The sequence below is a fragment of the Bradyrhizobium sp. 63_E2_N1_3 genome (genome assembly GCF_052076005.1).
GTDB classification, from domain to species: Bacteria; Pseudomonadota; Alphaproteobacteria; order Rhizobiales; family Xanthobacteraceae; genus Bradyrhizobium; species Bradyrhizobium barranii.
In genome coordinates this window covers 8,496,674-8,518,309 of record NZ_CP197235.1, presented here as the reverse complement: position 1 = coordinate 8,518,309, position 21,636 = coordinate 8,496,674, and the positions used below count along the sequence as shown (strand labels likewise).

General features: G+C 63.5%; 21 protein-coding genes and 1 tRNA gene. 10 read left to right on the top strand and 12 right to left on the bottom strand.

Going from position 1 to position 21,636, the window contains the following annotated elements; translation table 11 throughout:
• Window positions 1–32: 32 nt before the first annotated feature.
• A complete protein-coding gene (locus AB7531_RS40555; RefSeq protein WP_063979820.1) occupies window positions 33–1,232 on the bottom strand; it encodes a DNA recombination protein RmuC in 1,200 nt (399 codons plus the stop codon).
• Window positions 1,233–1,403: 171 nt separating this feature from the next.
• On the opposite strand from AB7531_RS40555, the gene def reads away from it, so the two are divergent.
• From def to AB7531_RS40535, 4 genes are all read left to right on the top strand, one after another.
• Window positions 1,404–1,928: a peptide deformylase gene (gene def / locus AB7531_RS40550; protein WP_063979819.1), complete on the top strand. Its 525-nt coding sequence runs from the start codon at window positions 1,404–1,406 to the stop codon at window positions 1,926–1,928.
• 138 nt (window positions 1,929–2,066) lie between these two features.
• Window positions 2,067–2,990 carry a methionyl-tRNA formyltransferase gene (gene fmt, locus AB7531_RS40545; RefSeq protein WP_063979818.1) on the top strand — a complete coding sequence of 308 codons (924 nt, stop codon included), beginning with the start codon at window positions 2,067–2,069 and terminating at the stop codon, window positions 2,988–2,990.
• The gene (gene truA, locus AB7531_RS40540; RefSeq protein ID WP_231143687.1) at window positions 2,990–3,727 is read left to right on the top strand and encodes a tRNA pseudouridine(38-40) synthase TruA; all 738 of its coding nucleotides are present in this window, start codon (window positions 2,990–2,992) and stop codon (window positions 3,725–3,727) included. Before fmt ends, truA begins: the two co-directional genes overlap by 1 nt.
• Window positions 3,728–3,750: 23 nt before the next feature.
• Window positions 3,751–4,086, top strand: coding sequence for a GIY-YIG nuclease family protein (locus tag AB7531_RS40535; protein WP_063979816.1), 336 nt, complete (start codon window positions 3,751–3,753; stop codon window positions 4,084–4,086).
• A 141-nt stretch (window positions 4,087–4,227) separates the two neighbouring features.
• On the opposite strand, the gene dapE is transcribed toward AB7531_RS40535, so the two are convergent.
• The 11 genes from dapE to rpmH all read right to left on the bottom strand — a co-directional run bounded on the left by dapE (window position 4,228) and on the right by rpmH (window position 14,075).
• Window positions 4,228–5,394: a succinyl-diaminopimelate desuccinylase gene (dapE, locus tag AB7531_RS40530; protein ID WP_063979815.1), complete on the bottom strand. Its 1,167-nt coding sequence runs from the start codon at window positions 5,392–5,394 to the stop codon at window positions 4,228–4,230.
• Window positions 5,391–6,029: a DUF805 domain-containing protein gene (locus AB7531_RS40525; protein ID WP_063979814.1), complete on the bottom strand. Its 639-nt coding sequence runs from the start codon at window positions 6,027–6,029 to the stop codon at window positions 5,391–5,393. The genes dapE and AB7531_RS40525 overlap by 4 nt, the downstream gene beginning before the upstream one ends.
• Before the next feature lie 268 nt (window positions 6,030–6,297).
• On the bottom strand, window positions 6,298–7,143 hold the full coding sequence (gene dapD / locus AB7531_RS40520) for a 2,3,4,5-tetrahydropyridine-2,6-dicarboxylate N-succinyltransferase (protein WP_063979813.1): 846 nt from the start codon (window positions 7,141–7,143) through the stop codon (window positions 6,298–6,300).
• A 233-nt stretch (window positions 7,144–7,376) separates the two neighbouring features.
• On the bottom strand, window positions 7,377–8,069 hold the full coding sequence (locus tag AB7531_RS40515) for a pyrimidine 5'-nucleotidase (protein ID WP_063979812.1): 693 nt from the start codon (window positions 8,067–8,069) through the stop codon (window positions 7,377–7,379).
• Between the two features lie 206 nt (window positions 8,070–8,275).
• Complete coding sequence (locus AB7531_RS40510) at window positions 8,276–9,262, bottom strand: DUF1036 domain-containing protein (protein ID WP_063985919.1); 987 nt, start codon at window positions 9,260–9,262, stop codon at window positions 8,276–8,278.
• Window positions 9,263–9,414: 152 nt separating this feature from the next.
• Complete coding sequence (gene argB / locus AB7531_RS40505; RefSeq protein WP_063979811.1) at window positions 9,415–10,302, bottom strand: acetylglutamate kinase; 888 nt, start codon at window positions 10,300–10,302, stop codon at window positions 9,415–9,417.
• Window positions 10,303–10,494: 192 nt separating this feature from the next.
• Window positions 10,495–10,821 carry a DUF423 domain-containing protein gene (locus AB7531_RS40500; protein ID WP_063985914.1) on the bottom strand — a complete coding sequence of 109 codons (327 nt, stop codon included), beginning with the start codon at window positions 10,819–10,821 and terminating at the stop codon, window positions 10,495–10,497.
• Window positions 10,822–10,859: 38 nt separating this feature from the next.
• Window positions 10,860–11,513: a ribosome biogenesis GTP-binding protein YihA/YsxC gene (gene yihA, locus AB7531_RS40495; RefSeq protein WP_063979810.1), complete on the bottom strand. Its 654-nt coding sequence runs from the start codon at window positions 11,511–11,513 to the stop codon at window positions 10,860–10,862.
• 139 nt (window positions 11,514–11,652) lie between these two features.
• On the bottom strand, window positions 11,653–13,494 hold the full coding sequence (gene yidC, locus AB7531_RS40490) for a membrane protein insertase YidC (protein WP_063979809.1): 1,842 nt from the start codon (window positions 13,492–13,494) through the stop codon (window positions 11,653–11,655).
• 16 nt (window positions 13,495–13,510) lie between these two features.
• The gene (gene rnpA, locus AB7531_RS40485; protein ID WP_063979808.1) at window positions 13,511–13,912 is read right to left on the bottom strand and encodes a ribonuclease P protein component; all 402 of its coding nucleotides are present in this window, start codon (window positions 13,910–13,912) and stop codon (window positions 13,511–13,513) included.
• A 28-nt stretch (window positions 13,913–13,940) separates the two neighbouring features.
• The gene (gene rpmH, locus AB7531_RS40480; RefSeq protein WP_008542748.1) at window positions 13,941–14,075 is read right to left on the bottom strand and encodes a 50S ribosomal protein L34; all 135 of its coding nucleotides are present in this window, start codon (window positions 14,073–14,075) and stop codon (window positions 13,941–13,943) included.
• A gap of 362 nt (window positions 14,076–14,437) precedes the next feature.
• Here rpmH and AB7531_RS40475 point away from each other — a divergent pair, with 362 nt between their 5' ends.
• From AB7531_RS40475 to AB7531_RS40450, 6 genes are all read left to right on the top strand, one after another.
• Window positions 14,438–15,937, top strand: a complete 1,500-nt coding sequence (locus AB7531_RS40475) for an ATP-binding protein (protein WP_094183985.1) — start codon at window positions 14,438–14,440, stop codon at window positions 15,935–15,937.
• A gap of 321 nt (window positions 15,938–16,258) precedes the next feature.
• Window positions 16,259–16,335, top strand: a tRNA-Arg gene (locus AB7531_RS40470).
• A 100-nt stretch (window positions 16,336–16,435) separates the two neighbouring features.
• On the top strand, window positions 16,436–18,235 hold the full coding sequence (locus AB7531_RS40465; RefSeq protein ID WP_441280274.1) for a tyrosine-type recombinase/integrase: 1,800 nt from the start codon (window positions 16,436–16,438) through the stop codon (window positions 18,233–18,235).
• A gap of 17 nt (window positions 18,236–18,252) precedes the next feature.
• A complete protein-coding gene (locus AB7531_RS40460) occupies window positions 18,253–18,522 on the top strand; it encodes a hypothetical protein (RefSeq protein WP_441280273.1) in 270 nt (89 codons plus the stop codon).
• Between the two features lie 180 nt (window positions 18,523–18,702).
• The gene (locus AB7531_RS40455) at window positions 18,703–20,115 is read left to right on the top strand and encodes a hypothetical protein (protein WP_441280272.1); all 1,413 of its coding nucleotides are present in this window, start codon (window positions 18,703–18,705) and stop codon (window positions 20,113–20,115) included.
• An 863-nt stretch (window positions 20,116–20,978) separates the two neighbouring features.
• Entirely contained in the window at window positions 20,979–21,587 is a 609-nt protein-coding gene (locus AB7531_RS40450) for a hypothetical protein (protein WP_441280271.1), read from the top strand.
• The last annotated feature ends 49 nt before the right edge of the window (window positions 21,588–21,636 follow it).

Below are 21,636 nucleotides of genomic sequence, written 5' to 3'. Positions count from 1 at the left end.
TTAAGCCGGGCGACGACAGTGTGCCTCAAAACTCACTCCCCCGCCTGGAGCTTCCTCGGGAACAGCTCCGCGGCACCGGTTGCCACCAGATGCGGCCCCTCCGGCGCATCGGTCTTGCTGAAATCGAGCTCCTCGATTCGCCCGGCGCGCTTCTCGATCTTGTCGGCGGAGATCAGCACCTGCCGCACGTCCTCGTTGGCGTCGGCAAAATGCTTCTGCAATTTCAGCACGCGGTCGCGCAGGCGTCCCAAATCGTCGCCGAGCTTGATCACCTCGGTGCGGATCTGGTCGGCGGCGTCGCGCATGCGCGCGTCTTTCATGATCTGCTGCATCACCTGGATCGCGAGCATCAGCAGCGAAGGCGACACCAGCACGACGCGGGCGCGATAGGCCTTCTGGATCACGTCGTCGAAACCGTCATGGATCTCGGCGTAGACCGATTCCGACGGCACGAACATCAGCGCCATCTCCTGGGTCTCGCCGGCGACGAGATATTTGTCGGCAATGTCGCTGACATGCTTCATCACGTCGCCGCGCAGCCGCTGCGTGGCGATGCGCTTCTCCTCGTCGGTGCGGGCGTCGTGCAGCGCGGTCATCGCCTCCAGCGGAAATTTTGCGTCGATGCAGAGCGGGCGCTGGTCGGGCAGGAACACCACGCAGTCCGGCCGCTTTCCCGTCGAGAGCGTGAACTGGAACTCGTAGGCGCCCTTCGGCAAGCCGTCCTGGACGATCGCCTCCATCCTTGCCTGGCCGAAGGCGCCGCGCGACTGCTTGTTGGCGAGCACGTCGCGCAGGGTCGTCACCTGCGTGGTGAGGTCGGTGAGGTTCTTGTGCGCGTTGTCGATGATGCCGAGCCGCTCGTGCAGGGCGCGCAGGCTCTCCATGGTGTTGCGGGTCGAGTGTTCCATGGATTGGCCGACCCGATGGGTCACCGAATCCAGCCGCTCGTTGACCGCGCGCGCCATGTCAGCCTGGCGGCCGGCCAGCGCCTGGGTCATGGCGTCGGCTCGGCCGGCAGCCTCGCTCTGGGCGTGCAGCACCTGGCTGAGGCGCTCCTCGAGCTCGTCCGCGCGGATGGCATTGGCCATGGCGAGTTCCGCGCCGCGCCGCCCGGATCGCGCGATCACGACCGCGATCACCAGCAGCAGGATGACGACGAGGGCGCCGAAGCCGATCAGCGCATCGATCGTGCGGACCGGCCAGTCGCCAGCCAGGAAAATGATCTCGTTCATGGCGGCCCTTGTAGCCGATTCGACACCCTCCGCGAACGAATAGCGAACGCTTATGGTTAATAGCCCCCTAATTTTTATGGTTAACGAAACCTGAAGTTTTATGGTTAGCGGAGGGTTAACGGAGTTCCTCGCCGCATTGACCGCATCCGGCATGCGGCTTAAATCGCGGCCATGGCCCTCAGAGAAATCATCATCCTGCCCGACAAGCAGCTGCGTCTGGTCTCCAAGCCGATCGAGAAGGTCACGACGGAGATCCGCAAGCTTGCTGACGACATGTTCGAGACCATGTACGACGCGCCCGGCATCGGGCTCGCGGCGATCCAGATCGCGCAGCCCTTGCGGCTGATCACCATGGACCTCGCCAAGCCTGACCCGGACGGCGAGACAAAGCCGGAGCCGCGTGTCTTCATCAACCCTGAAATCATCGCATCCTCCGAGGATCTGTCGGTCTACGAGGAAGGCTGCCTCTCGATTCCCGAATATTACGAGGAGGTCGAAAGGCCCGCGAAGGTGCGGGTGCGCTTCACCGACCTCGACGGCAAGGTGCACGAGGAGGACGCCGAAGGCCTCTACGCCACCTGCATCCAGCACGAGATCGACCATCTCAACGGCGTGCTGTTCGTCGACTATCTGTCAAAACTCAAGCGCGACCGCGTGATCAAGAAGTTCGAGAAAGCCGCCAAGCGCGCGGAGTAGCCACGTCCTCCGCCGTCATGCCCGGCCTTGTGCCGGGCATCCACGTTCTTTGCCGCCGCGAGCAGCGAGAACGTGGATGGCCGGGACAAGCCCGGCCATGACGAGTAACTTGCTCGTTCCCGAGGATTGTCTCGTCATATGTCTCTCCGCCTGATCTTCATGGGTACGCCCGATTTCTCCGTGCCGACGCTGCTCGAGCTGGTCTCGCACGGCCACGAGATCGCGGCGGTCTATACCCGCGCGCCCAAGCCCGGCGGACGGCGCGGCCTGCAATTGCAGCCGACTCCGGTCGAGGAAGCCGCGCGAAAGCTCGGCGTGCCCGTGCTGACGCCGAAGTCGTTGAAGCCGCCCGAAGCGCTCGACGAGTTTCGTGCCTTTGATGCGGATGCCGCCGTCGTCGTCGCCTACGGCATGATCCTGCCGCAGGCGATCCTCGATGCGCCAAAGCTCGGCTGTTACAATCTGCACGCTTCGCTGCTGCCGCGCTGGCGCGGCGCCGCGCCGATCAACCGCGCGATCATGGAAGGCGATGCGGAGAGCGGCGTCATGGTGATGAAGATGGATGTCGGTCTCGACACCGGTGACGTCGCCATGGCCGAGCGCATCGCGATTCCCGACAACATGACCGCGGTCGATCTGCATGACCGCCTCTCCCGGATCGGTGCCGATCTGATGGTGCGCGCGATGGCCGCGCTCGCCCGCGGCGGGCTCCAGCTCAAGAAGCAGAGCGAGGATGGCGTCACCTACGCCGCCAAGATCGACAAGGCCGAAGCGCGGATCGACTGGTCCAGGCCGGCGCGCGCTGTGCTGCGCCACATCCACGGCCTGTCGCCGTTTCCCGGCGCCTGGGCAGAGCTTGAGAATGCGCGCGTAAAAATCCTGCGCTGCGAGCTGGCGAAGGGCTCCGGTGCACCCGGAGAGGTGCTCGACGACCAGCTCACGATTGCCTGCGGTGAGGGCGCGATCCGCATCCTCGAGCTTCAGCGCGAGGGCAAGGCGCGGATGCAGGCCACGGACTTCCTGCGCGGCGTGCCTGTGAAGCCGCCGATGCGGCTGGCCTGATGCCCCGCTACAAGCTCACCATCGAATATGACGGCGCGCCGTTCTTCGGCTGGCAGGTGCAGGACACGCTGCCTTCCGTGCAGGGCGCGCTCGAAGCGGCGGTGAAGGCGATGACCGGCGCGGATCTGCGCGTGCACGGTGCGGGCCGCACCGATGCCGGCGTGCATGCGCGCGGCCAGGTCGCGCATGTCGACATCGACAAGCAGTTTCCGCCGGGCCGGTTTCGCGACGGACTGAACGCGCATCTGCGCCCGCATCCGATCGCGGTGCTGGAGGCCGAGATCGTCCTTGACACCTTCGAGGCACGCTTCTCGGCCGTGAAGCGGCACTACCGCTACCGTGTCGTCAACACCCGCGCCAATCTCGCGCTTGATATCGGTCACGCCTGGCGCGTGCCGCGCCGGCTCGATGCCGATGCGATGCATGCGGCGGCACAACGCCTGCTTGGCAAGCACGATTTCACGACGTTTCGCGACACCGAGTGCCAGGCCAAGTCGCCGGAGAAAACGCTCGACCAGCTCGACGTGCACCGCGACGGCCGCGAGATCACGATTCTCACCTCGGCGCGCTCGTTCCTGCACAGCCAGGTGCGCTCGATGGTGGGATCGCTGGTCTGGGTCGGCGAGGGCCGCTGGACCGCGGACGATCTCACCGCAGCGCTCGAAGCCCGCAACCGCGCGGCGTGCGGCATCGTCGCGCCGCCTGACGGGCTGTATCTGATGAAGGTGGATTACTAGCGCCCGCTGCCGCCACAGACGTCATGGCCGGGCTTGTCCCGGCCATCCACGTGCGCCAACATGCAACCATGCATGGTGGATGGGTCTACATCCTGGCGAGCGCGCCAAACGGCATTTTGTATGTCGGTGTGACGAGCGACATTATTCGCCGCATCTATGAGCATCGAAACGGACTCGTTCCCGGCTTCACCAAGAAGTACGGCGTCAAGCTGCTGGTCTATTTCGAGCGCTATGAGGATATCCAAACCGCTATCCAGCGCGAGCACAACATCAAGCATTGGTCGCGGACGTGGAAGGTGAGGTTGATCCTCAGGGATAATCCCGAATGGAAGGATCTGTACGAGACGATTGTTCAATAAGTCGTGCCGAGCTCTCGCCACATCGTCATGGCCGGGCTCGTCCCGGCCATCCACGATCTTTCTTGTCAGGAGCGCCGAAGAACGTGGATGCCCGGGACAAGCCCGGGCATGACGGCGGTGGGTTGGGCGGCGATTAGCGCCCTACCCAAAATACCGCGCCAAAATCCCCCGATACACCTGCGTCAGCTTCTCCAGATCCACCACCGGCACGCGCTCGTCGACTTGGTGCATGGTCTGGCCGACCAGGCCGAACTCGATCACCGGGCAATAGCTCGAGATGAAGCGCGCGTCCGAGGTGCCGCCTGAGGTCGATAGTTCCGGCTTGCGCCCCGTCACCTCTTCGATCGCCGACACCGCAAGATCGGTGAACGGGCCGGGCTTGGTCACGAACACATTCGAGTTCGAGGGCTCCCAGACGATGCGAGCCTTGATGCGGTTGCCGCAGGCTTTCGTCAGGCGCGTCTCGACCAGCTCGCGCAAGGATGCCTGGGTGTGGTTGTCATTGTAGCGGATGTTGAATTTTGCGCGCGCCTCGCCGGGGATGACGTTGTTGGCCTTGTTGCCGACGTCCACCGAGGTGAATTCGAGATTGGAGGCCTGGAACTGCGCACTGCCATGGTCGAGCGGCTCGTCACTGATCGCCACGATCAGCCGCGAAATGTCAGGCACCGGATTGGCGGCGCGGTGCGGGTAGGCGACATGGCCTTGCACGCCGTCGACGAACAGCGTGCCCGATTGCGAGCCGCGCCGGCCGACCTTGATGGTGTCGCCGAGCGTCTCGACATTGGAGGGCTCGCCGAGCACGCAATGGTCGAATTTTTCGCCGCGCTCCGCGGCCCATTTCAACAGCTTGATGGTGCCGTTGACCGAGACGTCTTCCTCGTCGCCCGTGATCAGGAACGAGATCGAGCCCTTTCCATCGGCGCGCGGCGCGCCGCCATTGGCGGCGAGATGCTCGAGCACGGCTGCCACCGAGCAGGCGATGCCGCCCTTCATGTCGACCGCGCCGCGGCCGTGCAAAAAGCCGTCCTTCACCTCGCCCGAGAATGCGCCGACGCTCCAGGCGTTCTCGTCGCCGGGCGGCACCACGTCGGTGTGGCCGGCGAAGGTGATGTGCGGGCCCTCAGTGCCGATCCGCGCATAGAGATTGTCGACGTCGGCTGTGCCTGCTTCGCTGAAGGTCACGCGGTGGCAAGTGAAGCCGGCAGCGTTGAGGGCTTTCTCAAGCACGCCCAGCGCACCGGCATCGGCCGGGGTTACCGAGGGGCAGCGGATGAGATCGCGGGCAATCGAGAGAGCATCGGTCATGCGCCCCGCTTAACATGCATGCCGCCGGGTGGGCTAGCGCTGGGCGGCACCAATTCGAGCTCGCTTTGCTGGTCCCAGCTTTTTGCAGGGGACGAGCCGTCCTCGGTCTTGGCCAATGGATCAGGACCGAACCGGTTATCGCCGACGCTGCCTGATACGATGAACATCTCGACAAACCCCCACAGCCACGGGATGGACGCGACCAGCCAGAACGGAAGCATCCAGGTGGAGTTCGGCAGCAGGTCCGAGAACTGGTTGTACAGGCCGGGCAGGAAGAAGAACGGAACGAGCCACCAGCCACTCCTGTCGCGATCATGCAGCCGCTTGATCGCCGTCGCGAGATAGATCCAGAGGAACAGCGACAAGCCGAACGCCTTCAGGATCAGGTTGGTGCGATCAACGGGCGCCAGCGAGCGATAGGCCCGGGGATCGACCAGCTTGAAGAGGTCGTCGAGGCCGAAGTCGAAATCGAGTTTCAGGGATAGCTTCAACGCCCCCTCGGCGTTGATGAGGTGGATCACCTGACCGATCACCCCGAGCAGGGCCGCCAGCAACGCGACGATCAGCAGCGCCTGCCACAGCAAGGCGCGATTGATGCGGCCGTCGAAGCGAAAAAGATACCAGGTCCAGTCCATGGCGAAGGTTCCGGGCAGCGGAGGCCGTCCGGTGATTGGTCGCGATGGGGAGAAGGAGGGTTCGATACGGTAGCAAACCCGTCATCCCCGCGCAGCGGCGAAGCCGCTGTCGCTGGAGGTGCGAGTGGCGCGATGCAAAGCATCGCGCCGGGAGCCTCGAAGGATGGGCGGCCGGGATGTGGCGGCAGCCGGGCCGTCGCCCTTCGAGGGCCGCCGAAGGGGCGGCCACCTCAGGGTGACGGTAAGGGAATGGCGCTGGTGGCGCCGATCAATCCCGCAGCAGCTCGTTGATGCTGGTCTTCGAGCGCGTGCGCTCGTCGACGCGCTTGACGATCACGGCGCAGGCCGTGCTCGGGCCGATCTGGCCGTTCTTCATCGGCTTGCCGGGCAGCGCGCCGGGCACCACCACCGAATATTCCGGCACCTCGCCGATGAAGATCTCGCCGGTCTCGCGGTCGACGATCTTGGTCGAGGCGCCCAGGAACACGCCCATCGCCAGCACCGCGCCCTTGCGCACGATCACGCCTTCGGCGACTTCGCTGCGCGCGCCGATGAAGCAGTCGTCCTCGATGATGACGGGCTCGGCCTGCAGCGGCTCGAGCACGCCGCCGATGCCGGCGCCGCCGGAGATGTGCACGCGCTTGCCGATCTGCGCGCAGGAGCCGACGGTCGCCCAGGTGTCGACCATGGTGCTCTCATCGACATAGGCGCCGAGATTGACGAAGGACGGCATCAGCACGACGTTCTTGGCAATGAAGGCCGAGCGGCGCACCACCGAACCCGGCACCGCGCGAAAGCCGGCATCGCGAAAACGGTTCTCGCCCCAGCCCTCGAACTTCGAGGGCACCTTGTCCCACCAGGTCGCCTTGCCGGAACCGCCGGGAATGACACCCATGTCGTTGAGGCGGAAGGACAGCAGCACGGCCTTCTTCAGCCATTGATTGACCTTCCACTTGCCATCGGCCCCGCGCTCGGCGACCCGTGCCTCGCCCTTGTCCAGGATCTCCAGCGCCTGGTCCACGGCCTCGCGCACCTCGCCCTTGGTCGAGGTCGAGATGCCGTCACGCGCGTCGAAGGCGCTGTTGATGGTGGATTCGAGGGCGGACAGGGACATCGGGATTTCCTCTGGGGAATGAGAATTTTGGCGGATTGGGGCGCTTTTTCGGGATTTGGCGGGGAGGAGTCAAGGCATACTCCGCCGTCGTCCCGGGGCGCGCGAAGCGCGAGCCCGGGACCCATAGCCACGGGCAGTCATTTGGCGAGGATTCGGAGTAATCGATCTCGCGCCACAACCGCTCCCTGTGGTTATGGGTCCCGGGCTCGCTTCGCGCCTCGGGACGACGGCGGCTATTTGGGCGACAGCTTGCCCAAAAACCCCGTCAGGTCATCCGTGACGTGGTCGACATGGGGCGCGTCCCGGCCCTCCAGTTCCCAGTCCTCCCGCACCACTTCCTTGGTGCCATCAGGCACCACCAGCACGGTGGTCATGCCGAGCGCGTGCGGGACGGTGAGGTTGCGGGCGAGGTCTTCGAACATCGCGGCTTTGGTCGGATCGACCGCATGGTCGGCGAGGAATTTTTGATAGGTCTGCGGCGACGGCTTCGGCTCGAACCCGGCGGCGATGATGTCGAACACGCCGTCGAAATGCGTTGCCAGGCCGAGCCGCGCCAGCACGGCATCGACATGGTCGACCGAGCCGTTGGTCAGGATCAGCTTGCGCCCCGACAGTTTTGCTATGGCTTCGCCGAGCGCCGGGTTCGGCTCCAGCGGCGAGTGGTCGATCTTGTGGACGTAGGCGAGGTAGTCGTCGGCGTGCACGCCGTGCAGGGTCATCATGCCGCGCATGGTGGTGCCGAAGCGCTGATAATAATCCTTCTGGATCTTGCGCGCTTCCTCCGGGCCGACGTTCAGCCAGTTGCAGACGAACTCCCCGATCCGCGCGTCGACCTGCTGCCACAGATTGACGTGATGCGGGTAGAGCGTGTTGTCGAGGTCGAACACCCAGGTGTCGACATGGGCAAAGGTGCGCGAGGAGGTCATATCAAATCTCTATCGGTTGGGTGCAAGCGCCGCCCCACTCTCCGCTGTCGTCCCGGACAAGCGTAAGCGCAGATCCGGGACCCATAACCACAGGGAGGAATCGTTTGCGGGATCGTAGTTACATCGTGCCCAACAACTGCGGCCTGTGGTTATGGGTCCCCGCGTTCGCGGGGACGACAGCGGAGTTTGTGGCGCGGTCTGACCCATCACGGCATCGCAAAGCGCAGCGTCTTGCCGCCGCTCGACATATCCACCACGCCAAAACCCGTCGCCGCGAATCCGCGCGCGCCGCAATCGGCCTGCTCGTTGGTCTCGAACTTGGTCTCGCGCGTGCACAGCTGTTTGTCGCCGCCCCAGTTCAGCGGCTTGTCTTTCAGCTTGATGACGCGGTTGTCAGCATCGATGGCCTCCGCGAAGCTGAAGATCTGCTTCGGCTGCCCGGTCACATCGGGGTGCAGGCACGTCTTGGGATCGATGCGATACCAGCCGCGGCTGGTCACGGACTTGCCGTCGTCGGTGGCGACCGCCGCCATCACCTTGTGCGGCGTGTCGTTGCACCAGGTGAGGCCGGTTGCAGAAGGCGTCTGCACCGCATCGACCATGGTCTTGAAGAAGTTCGGCGACGACATGATGTCCGCCGCCAGTCCGCGGCTCTTCAGGAAGGCGGCAAGTGCTGCTTGCGTCTTCGGCCCGTCGACGCCGTCGATCGGCGCCGCGTCGTAGCCCGCGATCACCAGCAGCCGCTGGATGCCGGCGAGGCGGGCCTGCTCGTCGTCATATTCGGAATCCTCGGCGAGATAGGCCGTGAAATTGCCGTCCGCGGCTTGCGTCGGCGTGATCTGGGTGAACGCGGCCTGGGTCTGGCCGCTGCGGCATTGCCGCGCAGCCGCGATAACGAAATTGTCCTGTGCCACGCACAGCATGTCGCTGCCGTTCTGCGGGATTGGCGAGGCGCCGTAAACGCCGAGCGCGCGGGCGTTGAGCAGGATGCGGTCGGCGGTCAGCGTGCCCTGCACCACGACGCGGCAGGTGGCGGGATCGATCCTGAACCAGCCGCGCGTCGCGGTCGCCGCCTTGTCGTCGATGCCGATCGCGGCCTCGACAACATAGGACATGCGGTTGCAGATTTTCAGGTCGGCCAGGGCGGGCGCGGAGGAGAAGAAGAACGAGACGGCTGCCGCGGGCAGCGTCATCAGCAAGCGGGTCAGGGTCGAGCGGCGGGGACGACGCGCTCGCTCGACATGCCCGGCCTTGTGCCGGGCATCCACGTTCTTGGCGCGAGACGAAAGGTCGTGGATGGCCGGGACAAGCCCGGCCATGACGGCTTGCTTTGGCCCGCTCATCATCACTTATGGATCAGCGTTCCCGTGCCCGTGTTGGTGAAGAGCTCGAGCAGCACCGCGTGCTGCATCTTGCCGTCGATGATGACGACGCCCTCCACGCCCTGTTCGAGCGCGTAGATGCAGGTCTCGACCTTCGGAATCATGCCGCCGGAAATGGTGCCGTCGGCGATCAGCTTTCGCGCGTCCTTCACCGAAAGCTGCGGGATCAGCTTCTTCGACTTGTCGAGCACGCCAGGCACATCGGTGAGCAGCAGCAGGCGCTTCGCCTTCAGCGCGCCGGCGACCGCGCCGGCAAAGGTGTCGGCGTTGACGTTGAGCGTCTGGCCGTCCTTGGAGGTCGCGAGCGGCGCCAGCACCGGGATCAGCTCGTAGCCGATCAGCTGGTTGAGCAGCGTGAGGTCGACCTTCTCGGGGTCGCCGACGAAGCCGAGATCGATCGCCTTCTCGATGTTCGAACCCGGATCGACGATGGTGCGCGTCGTCTTCGACGCCTTCACCATGTTGGCGTCCTTGCCCGACAGCCCCACGGCCTTGCCGCCGGCTTCGTTGATGTAGCCGACGATCTGCTTGTTGACGGAGCCGGCCAGCACCATCTCGACGATCTCGATGGTCGCGGCATCGGTGATGCGCAGGCCCGCTGCGAACTCCGACTGGATGCCGAGGCGCTTGAGCATGGTGGCGATCTGCGGCCCGCCGCCATGCACCACCACCGGGTTGATCGCGGTCTGCTCGAGCAGCACGATGTCGCGGGCAAAGTTCTTCGCGGTCTCCTCGTCGCCCATGGCATGGCCGCCATATTTGATGACGATGGTTTCCTCGTCATACTGCTGCATGTGCGGCAGCGCTTCGGACAGGATGCGGGCCTGGTCGAGCGGGGAGATGTCGGTCATGAGGCGGATCTCGCTGGCGGGACTGTCGGTGCGCGTTCTATCCGATTGGCGGGCGCGGCGCAAAGTGTGACTGGCATGTCGCTCTCGTGTCCCCGGACGGAGCCTCGTAGCCCGGATGGAGTGCAGCGTAATCCGGGATTCTTACCGCAGGCACCGGCCCCGGATTACGCTGCGCTCCATCCGGGCTACAGGTCAGCGCTTTGCCACCACCGCTGCGAGCGTCACCGCCAGCCAGCTCAGGATCATCACCGTTCCACCCGTCGGCGCGGCATACGGAAACAGCGAGTGCCCCGCATATTGCCGCAAGGTGAGATCGCCCGCGAACAGCGCGGCGCCGATCACGAAGCCGAACGCCGCGATGAGGCCAATTCCGCCGTGCAGAAGGCCGCGCGCGAGCAGGGCGACACCTGCGAGTATGGCAGTTGCGTGAAACAGCAGCATGGCGCTGGCGGAGGCGAGCCGGCTGGCGTCGGCGCCGTGGGCCGAGGCGGCGGCCAGCGCGACGCCGGCGGCGCCCATCAAACCGGCAAGCCCAATCAGCAGGTGGAATGCAGGCGTCACGAGGTTCGCTCTTCCAGCAGCTTCGCCATCGCGGCGCGCAGTTCGGCCATGCCGGTCGAGCTCCGTGACGAGGTCGCGAGCACGTTCGGAAACGCCGCCGGATGTTTTGCCAGCGCGGCCTCGGTCTCGGTGATGCGGGACTCAAGCTCGGACGCCTTCACCTGGTCGGCCTTGGTCAGCACGATCTGGTAGCTCACCGCGGAACGGTCGAGCGTCCCCAGGATTTCGAGGTCGACGTCCTTGAGGCCATGCCGCGCGTCGATCAGCACGTAGACGCGTGCGAGTGAGGCGCGCCCCAGCAGGAATTTGTGGATCAGCTCGGTCCAGGACGCGACTTGCGTCTTCGGCGCCTTGGCGTAGCCGTAGCCGGGCATGTCGACGAGGCGCAGGTCCTTCTTGCCGGGGACCTCGAAGAAGATCAGCTCCTGGGTGCGGCCCGGCGTGTGCGAGGTGCGCGCAAGCGCGTTGCGGCCGGTCAGCGCGTTGATCAGGCTGGACTTGCCGACATTGGAGCGGCCGGCAAAGGCGATCTCCAGCCCGTCCATCGGCGGCAGCGTCGCAATCGAGGGCGAGGCCCAGATGAACTGCCAGTCGCGGGTGAACAGCTTTCGCCCGGTTTCGATCAGCTTCGCATCTTTGTCGTCGGTCATGCGAAGATCTCACCTCTCGTCATGGCCGGGCTTGTCCCGGCCATCCACGTCTGTCCACACGGTACCCTCCAAAACGTGGATGCCCGGGACAAGCCCGGGCATGACGATGTGGAGGCATTTGCGCCCAACAATGACTGCGCTACGTCGCCTTCTTCGCGAACGTCGCCTTGAGATTGTCGAACAGCTCCACCTTCACGCCGTTGCGGCGCATGATGAAGCTCTGCTGGAGCACCGAGAGCGTGTTGTTCCAGGCCCAGTAGATCACGAGACCGGCCGGGAAGCCCGCCAGCATGAAGGTGAAGATCAGCGGCATCCAGTTGAAGATCAGCTGCTGGGTCGGATCCGGCGGCGTCGGGTTCAGCTTCATCTGGAACCACATCGTGATGCCCATGATGATCGGCCAGATGCCGAGCGCGAGGTAGTGGCCGAACACCGGAATCGTCGTCGGATCGAACGGGATCAGGCCGAACAAGGTGAAGAGGTTGGTCGGATCGGGCGCGGAGAGATCCTTGATCCAGCCGAAGAACGGCGCGTGCCGCATCTCGATGGTGACGAACAGCACCTTGTAGAGCGAGAAGAACACCGGGATCTGGATCACCACGGGAAGACAGCCGGCGACCGGATTGATCTTCTCCTTGCGGTAGATCTCCATCATCTCCTGCTGCTGCTTCACCTTGTCGTCGGGAAAGCGCTCCTTCAGCGCCTGGAGCTGCGGCTGGACCGACTTCATCTTCGCCATCGAGGCGTAGGACTTGTTGGCCAGCGGGAAGAACAGCAGCTTGACGATCACGGTGACGAGCAGGATCGAGATGCCGAAATTGCCGAAGAAGCGGTAGAAGAAGTCGAGGCCGAGGAACATCGGCTTGGTGATGAAGTAGAACCAGCCCCAGTCGATCAACAGATCGAAATGGTTGAGGCCGAGCTCCTTGTTGTAGCCGCCGAGGCCGGCGAACGGGAACACGCCGACCACGCCGGCTTCCTTGGCGCCGGCGAACAGCCGCGCGTTCGCAGTCGCGGTGCCGCCGATCGCGACGGTGACGGGGTCGAGCAGATAGTCGGTCTGGTAGGTGTGGACGTTGCCGACCGGGTTCGACGAGAAACGCGCCTGGAGCTGCGCACTGGTGTCCGGCAGCAGCGCCGAAGCCCAGTACTTGTCGGTGATGCCGAGCCAGCCATTGGTGGCCTTGAAGTTCACCGCCTTGGCTTCGTCGATCTTCTTGTAGGCGTATTCCTGCAAGCCATCGAGATAGCCGATCAGGCCTTCATGCAGGATGTAATAGCCGGAGACCTGCGGCGTGCCGTGGCGCGAGATCAGCGCGAACGGGTAGAGCGTAACAGGCGCGTTGCCGACATTGCTCACCTCGTCCTTGAGCGTGAAGAGATAATGGTCGTCGACCGCGATGGTGCGGCGGAAGGTGAGGCCCTCGCCATTGTCCCATTTCAGCACCACCGGCGTCGTCGGCGTCAGGCTGCCGCTGCCGTCCTGCTGCCAGAGGGTCTGGGCGTCCGGCAGCTTGGCCGTCACGCCCGTCGCCGGCACCCAGCCGAACTCGGCGTAATAGGGTTCTGCGGTGCCCGAGGGCGAATAGAGCACGATCGGCGGCGACTTCGGGTCGACCGTCTCGCGGTATTGCACCAGCGCAATGTCGTCGATGCGGCCGCCCTTCAGCGAGATGCTGCCGGCAATCCGCGGCGTGTCGATCTTCACGCGCGGGCTGGCTGCAATCGCGCTTTCGCGGGAAACGACCGGCTGGGCCTGGTTCGCGGCCGGTGTTGCCGGCTGGGCCGCGCTGCCGGGCTGCGGCGCGGCGCCCGGCGTTGCGGAGGCCGTCGGCTGCGGCGTGTTCTTCTGGAGCTCGGCCTGCGCCTGCTGCTGGGCGCGCTGCTTCTCCATCGCCGGCACATTGTAGAAATATTGCCAGGCGATCAGGACGAGGCCCGACAGAATGACGGCGAGGATGGTATTGCGATTGTCGGTCATCACTATTGTCTCGTCATCAATCCGGTTTGCGGCTGGTCGCAGGAGCGGGGCCGGGCCTTGAGCCGTCGGTTCTTGAGCCGCGTCCCTTGTGCGTATGCCGCGCAGGCTTCGTGAACGCTATGCGCAGATCGTCGAGCATGGTGGCGAAGTCGCGCGAGAGCGCGTCCCTTCGGCCGACCAGTACATAGTCATGATGGGGCTGCATCGACACCGGGTCGAGCCGCTTCACCAATTCGCGAAGCCGGCGCCGGATGCGATTGCGCTGGGGGGCGTTGCCGTTCTTTTTGGTAACGGTGAAGCCGATCCGGATCGGGCCGCTGTCGTCGCGGCGGCGGCTTTGCAGGACGAACGCGGGACTATTCGCCCGCGCGCCATTGGCAACGGCGAGGAAATCCGCTCGCTGCCTCAGCCGATCCATGATGAAATCCCAAAAATGGGGGTCCGGCTCAGGCGCTCAGACGCTTGCGGCCGCGGGCGCGGCGGGCGGCGAGAACCTTGCGGCCGCCGGCAGTGGCGAGACGGGCACGGAAGCCGTGACGGCGCTTGCGCACCAGTTTGCTGGGTTGATAAGTCCGCTTCACGGGTTTTTCTCCGCTGACCGGGCAATTTGCCTGTAGAATTGATGATAAAGTCCGGAAGATGCGGCCCAAAACGGGCCCTTTTCGGCCCCAAGAGAGCCGCTCCCGGCGTGCGCACCGGGTCATCGCGGACAATTTGCGCGGCTTATATGCGAGCGTCTTCTTTTCGTCAACGTCGCAAGAGCGCGCTGTTCCGGTGAATATCACTGTTTGTGCGGGGTTTTTAACCCTTGAGGTGGCGACTCGCGATATCAGAGCTTACATCCCACCTTGAGAGATTAGCGATCCGTAATTTGACCGGCCCCCGGCCGGGTCGCATCCTTCATCAGCCAGGCTCTATTACAAAGCCAACAGGGGCGAATTTCGTGGCAGCGACAGACCTCCAGCCGGTCCATGATACGGATCAGCCGGGCCAGCCGGCGATGCGGCCGCGTGGGCCCAGCGGGCTCGGGCTATCCGGCAAGCTGCTGCTGCTCACCGTCCCCCTGGTGATGATCGCCGCTGTCCTGCTCTACGTGCCCGCCATCGCCAACTTCTGGGTCAACCGGCTCAATGACCGCGTCGCGGCGGCTAACACCGCCGCGCTGGTGCTCGACGCCGCCCCGCTCGGCATGGTCCCCGAGTCGCTGTCGCGCGAGATCCTGAAAAGCATCAATGCGCGTGCCGTCGCCATCAAGATGGGGCAGCAGCGACGGCTGCTCGCCAGCGACAACCTTCCCACGGCCATCGAGCATGACATCGACCTGCGCGACATGACGGTGTGGGAGGCGATCACCGGCTCGTTCCGGATGATGCTGGAGACCGGCAACCAGGCCATCCGCATCGTCGGGCCCGGCGTCGGCAATGCCCAGTTCATCGAGATCGTGACCGATGAGCTGCCGCTGCGGCAGCAGATGTATCGCTTCTCCCGCAACGTCGTGGTGGTCGCGCTGATCATCGCGGTGCTGACCGCGGGCCTCGTCTATCTCGTGCTGCATTATCTCTTCGTGCGCCCGATGCGGCGGCTGACCGCGAGCCTGGTCGGCTTCCACGAAAACCCCGAAAGCTCGGCGCGGATCATCGTGCCAAGCCAGCGCAGCGATGAAATAGGCGTCGCCGAGCGCGAATTGTCGGACATGCAGCGCGATCTGATGTCGATGCTGCACCAGAAGAGCCGGCTCGCCGCCCTCGGCCTCGCCGTCTCCAAGATCAACCACGATCTGCGCAATCTGCTCGCGTCGGCCCAGCTCCTGTCCGACCAGCTCGCCAGCGTGCCCGATCCGCGGGTGCAGCGCTTTGCGCCGAAGCTGGTGCGCTCGCTCGAGCGCGCCATCGCCTTCTGCCAGTCGACGCTGTCCTACGGCCGCGCCCAGGAAGCGGCCCCCGACCGCCGCATGATCATGATCGAGCCCGTGGTGCTGGAGGTGCGCGAAACCGCGGGCCTCGCCAGCGACGCCTCGATCGCCTGGGTCGCCGCGATCGAGCGCGGGCTTGCGGTCGATGCCGATCCCGACCAGCTCTTCCGCGTGCTGCTCAACCTCGTCCGCAACGCCGCCCAGGCGCTGGAAAGCCATTCGTCGGGCGACGGCGGCGCCCAGCAGATCCGGATCACGGGAAAGCGCGAAGGTGCCGTCGCCATCCTGGAGGTCTCCGACACCGGCCCCGGCGTCCCGCAGAAGACCCGGGACCATCTGTTCGAGGCGTTCCAGACCTCCGGCCGCCCCGGCGGCAGCGGGCTTGGCTTGGCGATCGCCGCCGAGCTGGTCCGTGCCCATGGCGGCGAGATCCATCTGGTCGAGGGCACCATCGGCGCCACCTTCCGGATCGTCATCCCCGACCGCCCCGTGGAACTCCTCTCCATCCGCAACGAGCGGCAGAGGGCGTAGTCGGCCAGCGACCGAGCCTCTTTCGTCATTCCGGGTATCGAGCACTCATCTATCCGTCATTCCGGGGCGCGACGAAGTCGCGAGCTATGGTGCGCTATTGCGCACCTGAGAATCCATAACCACCAGCCGGGGTTATGGATTCCGGGCCTGGCCCTTTGGGCCATCCCGGAATGACACCGAAACCCTCATCTCCCTACAAAATCTCCCCAATCCAGACCTTGCCAATCGAGGCAAGAGCGGTTAGTCAGAGCGCTCTTTCGCACCCCTCCGGCGCTGTCCGGAGGCTGCCTGCGGGCCTAGCCCGCACTGTTTGCGAAAAACGCGCCCGTAGCTCAGCTGGATAGAGCATCAGACTACGAATCTGAGGGTCGGACGTTCGAATCGTTCCGGGCGCGCCACTCAACTAACTTCCCATTGAGAATCAATAACTAGCGCAGATACAAGCACTTAGCTGCCGTGTGGTGGTCACAAACGGTGGTGCTAATTGTGCGTGTGTTGATGGGTGTCATCAAGGATAGACACGGGACTTATTGCGCCCGGAAGACGGTGCCGGAGAAGCCCGAGGGATTGCAGGCGGCGGTCGCTCGCGAGTTGAATAACGGCAAGGCAGCGCAGAAGCACCTGAAGAAGTCGCTGGGCACCAAGGACCTTCGTGAGGCCAACATACGTGCCAAGCCGGTGCTGGCTGAGTTCGACCGCATCATAGCCACGGCCAAGGCTCGCCTTGCTGAAACCACGGCGCCCCTAGCCAAGCGCACCAGCCTGAATGACACCGAAATAAAGCGTATGGCCGAGTGGGTGTACGCTACGGCGCTGAGGGAAGATGAAGCGCTAAGGTTTTCGGGCAGGCTAGAGACAATCGGACCAAATGGCGAGAATGTTAATGAGGATGCTCTGGGGGACATCTTACGCGATTGTCAGCAGCAGTTTGCTTTCGGTGATGTTTCTTTCGCCGAGCAGCGCGCCCAAAACGCCCTAGTAGCCTTCGATATCACGCTAGACCAAAGCAGCACGGCCTATCACGAGCTGTGCATCGAAAGCGCCAAGGCGTTCCTTCAGGCCCTTGATGACATTGGGCGCCGTTATGTGGGGGCAATTATTGAAACTCCGCGCCTGCCTGATCCGAAAGGCGTAGGCGCCCACGACGAAGGCGGAACGCTGCAAGATGCGCTAGCTGGCTGGAAGCGTCACAGGGCGCGCCCCAAGCGCACCGCGGACGAATTCGGGCGCAGTGTGGATATGTTTATCCAGCTTCACGGCAACACATCCGTAGCGGCAATAAAGAAGGCCCACGCGCTGGAGTTTCGCAAAACACTTCAGGACGTGCCCCGCCACCGAAATGGCGACTTGCTGGGCGCAACGCTGCCTGCCCAGGCCGCGTGGGGCAGAGAGCACCCAGAAGAGCCAAGGATCACCGCAGCCACAATCAACAAGCAGCTTGGCGCCGTCCAGTCCATCTGCATCTGGGCCAGCGACAATGGGCTTGTGCCGGATGACATTCAGTGGACTGACCCCTTCAGCAAGCTAAGACTGCCGGAGGAGCGTTCCGAGCGCACGTCCTTCGAGATTGCGGAGCTTCAGTCACTGTTCAATGCGCCGGTGTTCACTGAGCACGAGTTCCCGTTGGGGGCGCATGGGGCCGCTGGGTTCTGGTTGCCGGTGCTGGCTCTCTTCACAGGCGCTCGACAGGCTGAGCTTGGAAGCCTCTCCGTTGCTAATGTGCGGGTGGATGCTGAGACGCGAGTGCCATTGCTCTACTTCGTGACCGAACGAGCTCGGGGGAAGCGCGTCAAGACCGACGCCTCCGAGCGCGCTGTGCCCGTGCATCCCGAAGTGATCCGCTTGGGCTTCCTTAGTTACGTTGAGGAGCGGCGGAAGGCTGATGGTGCAGACGCTTGGTTATTTCCCTCAGTGGCCCCCGACAGAGGCCGCGCGGGCGTACCTGCATGGTCACAGTGGTTTGGCCGCTATCTGCGCGCTGCGGGCGTGACGGACAAGGCCAAGGTCTTTCACTCCTTCCGCCACACGGTGAAGGACGCGCTACGGCGTGGGCGTGCGGATAGCGAGATACGCGAAGCTTTGATTGGGCACGCACAAGCATCCTCGGTGAGCTGGGGCTACGGCGCCAACGCCATGCTGTCGCGGTTCGGCGCTGCTGGATTGTCTGACGCCATCAACTGCATTTCCTATCCCGGCCTTGACTTGTCGCGGGTCAAGCCACTGGGCGTACCACCGCGTACACGCGACAACACCAAGACAACTAAGGGACACCGGACGCATACCGGGGAACAAGGATAGCACGGAGGCTTCTAGATATGGCGTACGACGACGACGAAAATGAACTGGATCGTTTTGTAGATGCAGTTCGGGGAAACCGCTTCGATGCGGTCGCGAAGACCCTCGGTATGTCGAGCAACAACCTGTTCGACATCGTGGAGGCCGCGGCCGACCCTGAGAGCCTGAAGAACATGCTAATGTATGAGCAACAAGATGGGGCGAAGAAGAAGCGGCTCTTCGACATCTTAGCCGCAGGGATGAGCCGGAAAGGTGAGGAATTGCTCGCATGGATGGGAGGGCTGAAGTAATGGCGTTCGCGCACCCAGGAGAGCCCGACCGTCGCATGGGCCGCGCGTTCGGTAACAAGAAGCCGACGGGCGCGAACGAGTAAGCGGCGCAATAGCTAGCGAACACCTAAAGGTCGCGCCGGGGCAGCCTGTGCTTCGGTGCGGCCACCGTCACCTGATAGTAGAGCAGATGCAAGCAGAATGACCGACAATGCCGACTACAGCACGCTGACCGAGCGGGCCGCATGGGAGCCGAAGACTCCAAAAGAGGAGCGCGAGGCACTTGACAAGGCACCCTTGGCAACGCTGCGTGCCCAGCCAGCGAATGCGCAGGTAGCGGCGCTCGTGAGCGGGTTAGCCCAGCGCTACAGAAGGCCGAGCACTGCGAAGGGCAAAGCATACGCGCGGGACAAAACCCTGATGAAGCATGTGACAGCAGTGGCCGCGTTCATTGCCGATCTGCTGGCTGCTATCGAAAGTGAACGCAGCGAGGGCTGGCTTAGGTGCTCGCTCAAGAAAAGCGACTACACCAATCAGCGTGTCACGTGGCGGATGTTCGACGCGGTGCGCCAAGCGTTCACCGAGGCAGGGCTAGTGGAGCACAAGCCGGGATATCCGGGCTCTTATCAGTTCGACAATCCGGGACCGATGGTAGGGAAGCTCACGAGGTACAGGGCCACGTCGTCGCTCCTCGCCGCGTGCGAAGCTCATGGCGTTACGCCAGCGAACGTGCGGCAATGCTTCAAATTCGACGAGGTGATGCCTTCAGAGCTGGTGCAGCTAACCTCGCCATCGCACAAGACGCCGAACACCGAGAAAGTGCAGCAGCTCCGCGCACAGGTGGCTGAGTTCAACTCTTTCTTGGCTCAGCACACGCTCACGCACCCACAGGTTAAGGTGAAGCATCTTGGCTGGGTAAGGAAGTTTCACGAAGCGAGCAATCTTCAGACCTACAGGTGGGACAAGGGTGGTCGCCTGTATTCCTACCCGCGAGATGCCGAGTGCTATCAGCACCTAAGTGAGGTTACGCGACTTGGGATGCGGATCGACGGCGAAGGTGTGGTCGAGATTGACATCTCGTCCTCGTACCTCACCATCTTCTATGCTTGGTGCGATCAGCAACTCGACACCGACGCGGATGCCTACGCTGGCATCCTTGGGCCTAGTGAGCTTGATCGGCAGGTAGCAAAATTCTGGATCAATGCGTCATTCGGCAACGGCAATCTCCTGACACGATGGTCCAAGGAGTTCACTGAGGGTTTCCGAGAGCGCTTGGCAAAGAAGGGCATTCCGCCAGAGGCGTTCGACACCAAGGCGTACCCGATGTCCCTGATCAAGAAGCGCGCTCTACAGCGTCACCCCCTGCTTGAGCGATGGGGTGGAGAAATCCGAGGTCGGGTTAGTGGCTGGGCCGATCTGATGTTCGCTGAGAGCGAAGTCATCATCGCCACCATGCAAGAGCTGATTGGTAAGGGCGTTCCCAGTATGCCGGTCCACGACAGTTTGATCGTCCAAGCCAGCAAGGAAGCCTTGGCCGCAGATACCCTGTCACACCAATTCCGCGCCCATACCGGGGTGGTTCCAAAGCTAAGTGTAAGCAGGCCCGGCTTCTGATGCAGTCATCCATAAACGCACCAGCTAACTATCTATAATTGCTAGCTATAAGTCTCTGTTATTAGCCATTGTCTGGCTCCCCTGATCTACCCCCAGAGACCCCACCATATCGTGGAACGAATGTTTGGGGGGGGCGGGACCGAATGTCCGTATATGTGCATCGGGTGCTGCTACTGGCTTTGGGGCCGAACAGGGCTGAATCTACAAATGCCCTGTGGGACTCTAGGAAGCCCGTGGGCGCCTTTGACGTTATTCCTAGACAGCCCGGCGGCTCGCCGTAGCGCCCACCAGAGGACTCCGCTGAGTCTCCTAGGGGCATCGGCGCCAGTGCCATGCGGGGCGGCCATAGTCCCACCGGGGCCAGCTCCCGGGAGCCCAATCGGCACTCATCGCGAGGTACACCGCCCTCTTTAGCTGAGCAGAGGCCAAAGGCTTTAGCCCGGGCTTTTGGAAGCCGGGGCCCCAGCAACGATAGGCCAAGGGCCCCATCGGGAGCCGGAGTCCCTCAGCTTCCGATTAGCTGACGGCGGCTGGCTGCTGTTTCCCGTTCAAAGCCCGTTCGAGAATGTTTGCGATTGACTGCGCGTACCAGCTGCCCCTCGGGCCCTGGGGAGACCGCGCAGGCAGCACTAGCCCTTCACCGTCCCCACTGCGCTCCCACGAGCCATCTGAAGCCTCGGGTCGCCCAAGGTGAACCTCCGAGCCTTGGCGGCTAATGGAGCCTGCGGGACGCGACATGTAAGAACCGTCGTCTTAGGTGGAACTTTAGGTCGTTGACCTAATGTTGGATTTGAAGTAAGGTACGTCCCATTGGGGCCACCTAATTTGAAAAATCCCGCACCTAAGAAGATGGAGTATTACCTATGAGGATTTCTAATTCGCAACTGTTGAACGCTGGCGTTTCGCTGATGGAGGGCGCGGGCAAACCCCTCAAGCCCGTCTCGACGACAGATGGGCGCGTGAAGAAGTATCTTCTGCCCGATGGCCGCACCGTGCGGGGGCGAACCTGTAATCTCCACCAAGTTCCCATGGTCCGCACCAAGACCGAGGTTTCCTACGACGGCATCCCGGAGCGCATCCTACGGGGCGTAAAGGAGACGGACTTCATCCTTGCGGCAGTTCCGGAAGTGGAGCGAACACCGGGCTCGATCAAAGCATTCCTCATCCCGACGGAGGTGGTCTTGGAGCAAATCCATGCTGCTGAGCGAGTAGGGCGCAAAGACTGGTCCCTTCGCCTCAACGAGCCGATTTGGGCGAAGTACCGTCTGCCCGGTACAGCCTATTCAGCCACCATCCCGTCAGACAGCGAGGCTGACGACATGGACGAGGAGCCGGAGACCGAGGGGGAGACGGCACCGATCCGCTCGCTGTCGCTTGGCGAGGTGATTGCGAATGCGAGACAGGCCATCGCAGAGGTCGCCGGTGTGCCAGTATCGGCGGTGAAAATCAGCATCGATCTGTCGTCGACCTGACTACCTCTGCCGTCAAACAGCCTCATGGAATGGGTCGGGTTCTAAGCTG

Bases quoted from the DNA above. Each gene is read 5' to 3' on its own strand.
- AB7531_RS40555 (WP_063979820.1), bottom strand. From the start codon at position 1,232: ATGAACGAGATCATTTTCCTGGCTGGCGACTGGCCGGTCCGCACGATC.
- def (WP_063979819.1), top strand. From the start codon at position 1,404: ATGGCCCTCAGAGAAATCATCATCCTGCCCGACAAGCAGCTGCGTCTG.
- fmt (WP_063979818.1), top strand. From the start codon at position 2,067: ATGTCTCTCCGCCTGATCTTCATGGGTACGCCCGATTTCTCCGTGCCG.
- truA (WP_231143687.1), top strand. From the start codon at position 2,990: ATGCCCCGCTACAAGCTCACCATCGAATATGACGGCGCGCCGTTCTTC.
- AB7531_RS40535 (WP_063979816.1), top strand. From the start codon at position 3,751: ATGGCCGGGCTTGTCCCGGCCATCCACGTGCGCCAACATGCAACCATG.
- dapE (WP_063979815.1), bottom strand. From the start codon at position 5,394: ATGACCGATGCTCTCTCGATTGCCCGCGATCTCATCCGCTGCCCCTCG.
- AB7531_RS40525 (WP_063979814.1), bottom strand. From the start codon at position 6,029: ATGGACTGGACCTGGTATCTTTTTCGCTTCGACGGCCGCATCAATCGC.
- dapD (WP_063979813.1), bottom strand. From the start codon at position 7,143: ATGTCCCTGTCCGCCCTCGAATCCACCATCAACAGCGCCTTCGACGCG.
- AB7531_RS40515 (WP_063979812.1), bottom strand. From the start codon at position 8,069: ATGACCTCCTCGCGCACCTTTGCCCATGTCGACACCTGGGTGTTCGAC.
- AB7531_RS40510 (WP_063985919.1), bottom strand. From the start codon at position 9,262: ATGACGCTGCCCGCGGCAGCCGTCTCGTTCTTCTTCTCCTCCGCGCCC.
- argB (WP_063979811.1), bottom strand. From the start codon at position 10,302: ATGACCGACATCTCCCCGCTCGACCAGGCCCGCATCCTGTCCGAAGCG.
- AB7531_RS40500 (WP_063985914.1), bottom strand. From the start codon at position 10,821: ATGGGCGCCGCCGGCGTCGCGCTGGCCGCCGCCTCGGCCCACGGCGCC.
- yihA (WP_063979810.1), bottom strand. From the start codon at position 11,513: ATGACCGACGACAAAGATGCGAAGCTGATCGAAACCGGGCGAAAGCTG.
- yidC (WP_063979809.1), bottom strand. From the start codon at position 13,494: ATGACCGACAATCGCAATACCATCCTCGCCGTCATTCTGTCGGGCCTC.
- rnpA (WP_063979808.1), bottom strand. From the start codon at position 13,912: ATGGATCGGCTGAGGCAGCGAGCGGATTTCCTCGCCGTTGCCAATGGC.
- AB7531_RS40465 (WP_441280274.1), top strand. From the start codon at position 16,436: ATGGGTGTCATCAAGGATAGACACGGGACTTATTGCGCCCGGAAGACG.
- AB7531_RS40460 (WP_441280273.1), top strand. From the start codon at position 18,253: ATGGCGTACGACGACGACGAAAATGAACTGGATCGTTTTGTAGATGCA.
- AB7531_RS40455 (WP_441280272.1), top strand. From the start codon at position 18,703: ATGACCGACAATGCCGACTACAGCACGCTGACCGAGCGGGCCGCATGG.
- AB7531_RS40450 (WP_441280271.1), top strand. From the start codon at position 20,979: ATGAGGATTTCTAATTCGCAACTGTTGAACGCTGGCGTTTCGCTGATG.